The organism is Streptomyces sp. SID5785 (assembly GCF_009870065.1).
Taxonomy (GTDB): Bacteria; Actinomycetota; Actinomycetes; order Streptomycetales; family Streptomycetaceae; genus Streptomyces.
This window is the reverse complement of the sequence record NZ_WWIA01000937.1, coordinates 1-4,394: the sequence shown is the minus strand read 5'-3', so window position 1 is coordinate 4,394 and position 4,394 is coordinate 1. Positions and strand designations below refer to the sequence as shown.

Annotated in this window: 5 protein-coding genes and 2 pseudogenes; 2 read left to right on the top strand and 5 right to left on the bottom strand. The window is 71.1% G+C overall.

From position 1 onward, the window contains the following. The 3 genes and pseudogenes from GTW43_RS30675 to GTW43_RS30665 form a co-directional block, all read right to left on the bottom strand. Window positions 1-571, bottom strand: a pseudogene (locus GTW43_RS30675) (ATP-binding protein); the annotation flags it as partial. A gap of 383 nt (window positions 572-954) precedes the next feature. After that, window positions 955-1,233 (bottom strand): zinc-ribbon domain-containing protein, encoded by a 279-nt coding sequence (locus GTW43_RS30670; protein ID WP_161305252.1) that lies wholly within the window; start codon window positions 1,231-1,233, stop codon window positions 955-957. A 76-nt stretch (window positions 1,234-1,309) separates the two neighbouring features. After that, window positions 1,310-1,951, bottom strand: coding sequence for a MerR family transcriptional regulator (locus GTW43_RS30665; RefSeq protein WP_161305251.1), 642 nt, complete (start codon window positions 1,949-1,951; stop codon window positions 1,310-1,312). Window positions 1,952-2,019: 68 nt separating this feature from the next. Here GTW43_RS30665 and GTW43_RS30660 point away from each other — a divergent pair, with 68 nt between their 5' ends. Both GTW43_RS30660 and GTW43_RS30655 read left to right on the top strand, forming a co-directional pair. Beyond that, window positions 2,020-2,499, top strand: a complete 480-nt coding sequence (locus tag GTW43_RS30660; RefSeq protein ID WP_161305250.1) for a DUF4188 domain-containing protein — start codon at window positions 2,020-2,022, stop codon at window positions 2,497-2,499. Between the two features lie 101 nt (window positions 2,500-2,600). Continuing rightward, on the top strand, window positions 2,601-3,092 hold the full coding sequence (locus GTW43_RS30655) for a peptidylprolyl isomerase (RefSeq protein WP_161305249.1): 492 nt from the start codon (window positions 2,601-2,603) through the stop codon (window positions 3,090-3,092). Between the two features lie 77 nt (window positions 3,093-3,169). Here GTW43_RS30655 and GTW43_RS30650 read toward each other — a convergent pair whose 3' ends face one another. Continuing rightward, a complete protein-coding gene (locus GTW43_RS30650) occupies window positions 3,170-3,994 on the bottom strand; it encodes an SAM-dependent methyltransferase (RefSeq protein WP_161305248.1) in 825 nt (274 codons plus the stop codon). Window positions 3,995-4,045: 51 nt separating this feature from the next. After that, a pseudogene (locus tag GTW43_RS30645) lies at window positions 4,046-4,394 on the bottom strand (FUSC family protein); the annotation flags it as partial.

The window sequence follows — 4,394 nt, the reverse complement described above, 5'->3', positions numbered from 1 at the left end:
ACGCCCCCGCGTGCAGCCGCGCCACGGCCGCCGGGAAGGTCTCCTGCGACATGCGGGTCAACTCCGCGGCACCCCGCTCCAGTTCGCCGCGCACGGCGTCCCGGTCCGCGGCGGCCTGCCGGCTCTCGCGGTCGGCGGTCTCGACGGCGGCCGTGAACTCGTCCAGGATCCGGCGCAGCTGGGGGTCGGACGGCACCTGTGACGCCGGGGCCGCCGAACCGCCCTCGCGGATCCGGCCGAGGGCGGCCGGCAGTCCCAGGTTCACCAGCTGGGCGGCCTCCGCCGACTGCTGGGCGATCCGGCCCTGGGCCAGGGCCAGTTCGTCCCGGACCCGGGTGGCGTCCCGGCGTGCGCGGCCGAGCGCGGCATGGCAGACGAGCACGGTGACGGCGAGGCAGACCCAGGCGACCAGCGCCGTGACGACCGCCCAGCCGGTGGCGGCCGACGGGGCGAGGGCCGCCGCGGCACCGGCCGCGGCGGCGGCCACCACGAGCACGACGAGCGCCGTGCCGAGCGAGGTGCGCCGGGCCTTCGCTGTCGTGCGCGGGCGGGGAGGAGCAGGCACTGACATTGCGCGGTCCCTCGGTGCTTGGGTGCGGGGGGCGGAGCGCCGACCGGTCACGTCGACGGCTCGGGCCGGGAAGGCGCGCAGCCCATTTGGACGCGGCCGTTCCGGACCGTACGAGCGTTCATGCTAGCCATGCCGCGCGCCGAGCAGACCGGACAATCCGGGTAGTACGCCCTGCCGGTGACTTCGTCGTGAACTCGCCTTCTCCGTAAGGCGACGTGATAAGGCGCTGCGCGAAGTCTGCGCGACGGAACGGCACGTGCGCGGGGGTGTCCCACGGCCGATGCCCCCGGAGCGGCGGCGCAGGGGGCATCGGGAAGCGGTCGGGTCAAGCCGACGGGCGCACAGTTTCGGCCAAGATCTGTCCGGTGCGGGCGCGTTCGTGCTCAGCCCTGGGTGTGCTCCTGGCGGGCGGCGCCGCCCGGGGCCGCGGCCGCCGGTGCGAGGAGCCCTTCGGCGTGCTCCTTCGGGAGCTGCTGCTCCATGCCGCAGAAGGTGCACTGCGTGCGGTACTTGGTCGAGATCGGGAAGAGCGGCACGAAGAACAGCGTGAACTTGGTGACGTACTTGCGCAGGGAGTGCGCGGCCGGATTGCCGCACTGGCCGCACACCAGCGTGAGCATGGCGAGCTGGTACACATAGCCGCGCGTGCCGAAAATGATCATGAGGGTCCCCTCCCGATGCCGCGTGCCGCCGGGGTCCCGGGGCCCGCCGTCATCGTAGGCAGCCCCGGCCCGGTCCTCACAAGCCGTAGCGCCTGGTCGTCTCCTCCTGCTGGGCGAGCCGGCGCAGCGCGAGCAGGGCCGGTTCGAAGAGCAGCGCGGTGGCGACCACGACCTCGGCCTTCTCGGTGTCCCCCTCGAACATCGCCAGGTGGTCGTGGTCCAGGTCCGCGACCTGCTGCATGGCACGGCCGTAGGCCGTCAGGTTGGAGGCCGGGAAGTCGTACCCGACCCGGGCCAGCGTCGCCAGCGAGCTGACCAGAGCGCGGTAACTGGGGGACAGGGCGCCGATCTCGCGCGTGTGCTCCCAGCCGAGCTCCTCGACGAGCGACTCGACGACTGCCGTCGCCCGCCGGGTGCTCGCGTCCTCGGGGTCGGGGTCCGGCGGCTGCGGCAGGGCCCACATCGCGGCACCCAGCCGGAACGTCGTGCTCAGGGAGTCGTCGTCGATGTGCGCGATCACCTCCCGGGCCGTGGCCACCGGCACCCTGCCGACCTGGATCAGCGCCCGCACGAGGGCGAGCCGGCGCAGGTGCGCCTCCTCGTACTCCGCCTGGGTCGCGCTGATCCGCCGGCCCGGCGGGAGCAGCTTCTCCCGCAGGTAGTACTTGATCGTGCCGACCGGCACGCCGCTGCGCTCGCTCAGCTCCGCAAGTCGCATCCCTTGTGCCCCTTCTTGGAAAGTGTAACTATCCAACCACACCGGAGTCCGACGGATCGGGGAGAGTCGTGTCCGCGAAACCACAGCTGGGCCGCACGACCGCCACCGTCGAGGGGGAAGCCGTGCTCTTCCTCGTCGGCATGCGGATCAACCACTTCTGGGCGCTGCACCGCTGGCTCCCGGTGTTCCTGGCGATGCCCATGATGCTCAGAGAGCTGGGCAAGGACCGCAGCCTGGGACTCCTCCACCACGTCCTGGGCACGGCCAACCCGCGCACGTACTTCGTCATCCAGTACTGGGAGTCCAAGGACAAGCTCCTCACCTACGCGGCCCTGCCCGACAAGCGGCACCGCCCCTGGTGGGCGCGGATCAACCGGTACGCACGCAACAGCCGGGGCCATGTCGGCATCTGGCACGAGACCTACGTCGTCCCGCCCGGCGGGTACGAGAGTATCTACGGCGACATGCCGCCCTACGGGCTCGGCCTCGCTCACGGAGTACGGCCGCTGGGGGACGGAGTGCAGGCGCGCGAGCGGATGACGGCCTGATCCGGTCACGGACGGACAGCCTACGGTTACCGGTTGTCCCCGGACGGTCGTGCTGGCGGGCCGAATCGGCATTCGGCGGGTCGTGATGAAAGGATTGCGCCATGGCAATCAAGACCTACTTCGACATCACGATCAACGACGAGCCCGCGGGCCGGATCACGTTCAACCTCTTCGACGACGTCGTCCCGAAGACCGCGGAGAACTTCCGCGCCCTGTGCACCGGTGAGAAGGGCTTCGGCTACGCCGGCTCCTCCTTCCACCGCGTCATCCCCGCCTTCATGCTGCAGGGCGGCGACTTCACCGCCGGCAACGGCACGGGTGGCAAGAGCATCTACGGCGAGAAGTTCGCCGACGAGAACTTCCAGCTCAAGCACACCAAGCCCGGCCAGCTCTCGATGGCCAACGCGGGTCCGAACACCAACGGCTCGCAGTTCTTCATCACCACCATCGTCACCGACTGGCTGGACGGCAAGCACGTCGTCTTCGGCGAGGTCGAGGACGGCATGGAGCTGGTGAAGAAGATCGAGGCCCTCGGCTCCCGCAGCGGCGCCACCTCGGCGAAGATCACGATCGCCGAGTCCGGCCAGCTCTGATCCATCCGTCGAGGCCGGGTCCCGCAGCATGCGGGGCCCGGCCTCGACGCGTCTGCCGTCCCGCGCGGGACCTGGTGTCAGACCTTGCGGGCCACGCCGCCGTACGCGTCCACCGCCCTGCCCTGCGCGGGCACCGCGTCGGGCTCCGGCCGCCACTCCGTGACCCGCACGACGCCGGGCTCCAGCAGCTCGAGACCGTCGAACAGCCCGGTGACCTCGGCGACCGAGCGCACGTGGTAGGGCACCGCGCCGCTCTCCTTGTACGCTGCCGACGCCGCGATCATCCCCGGGCTCGTGCCGGTCCCGTCGCTGACCACCAGGAAGCTGCCCGGCGCCAGCCCGTCCGTCAGCTGCCGGACCAGACCCTGCGCCCGCTCGTACGGGTCGACGTGCCCCAGCGTGTTGAGAATCATCAGCGCGACCGGCCGGGACAGGTCGAGGGTGCTCCCGGCGGCCTTCAGGATCGCGGCCGGGTCGTACAGGTCCGCGTCCAGGTACGCGGTCGCCCCCTCCGGCGTGCTGGTCAGCAGGGCGCGTGCGTGCGTGAGAACCAGAGGGTCGTTGTCCACGTACACGATCCGCGCGTCCGGAGCCACGCGCTGGGCGACCTCGTGCGTGTTGTCCCCGGTGGGCAGCCCCGTGCCGATGTCGAGGAACTGGCGGATCCCCTGCTCGACGGCGAGATGGCGCACCACGCGGCCCAGGAAGGACCGGCTGGTGCGCGCCACGTCGACCAGGCCCGGGAAGATCTCCTTGATCTGGTCACCGACCTGCCGGTCGACCTCGTAGTGGTCCTTGCCGCCCACGAAGTAGTTCCAGAAGCGGGCGGAGTGCGGAGTCGTGGTGTCGATGCGGCCGCGGAGCTCGGACGCCGCGGCGTATCCGGAACCCTGGTCCGACATGAAGTCCCTCCTCAGACGCGGGCGTTCGGACCAGTCAATCATCGACTCCTGTCACACGCGGGGTCCTACGGGAACTCCGAGGGGCCGCGCCAGACCGGTGATGCCCTCGTCGAGGCGTTGCAGATGCCGCAGCACACGGAACGTGACCGTGTTCGCCGCCGGCACCCCGAGCCCGTCCGTCTCCAGCATCGCCGCGATGCTCGCACCCGATTCCACGGTGCCGCTCGTGTCCTGCTCCGTGACGTGCGCGACCAGGACGTCGGTGTTGTGCGCGATGCGGCGCGCCGCGCGCCCGAGCCGGGGATCGGCACCGACCCGCTTGCTGTACGGCACGAGCTCGGCGGTCGCCGCGAGGGAGCGGGCGTGGTACGCCGAGGTCTCCAGGAGCGCCACCAGGTAG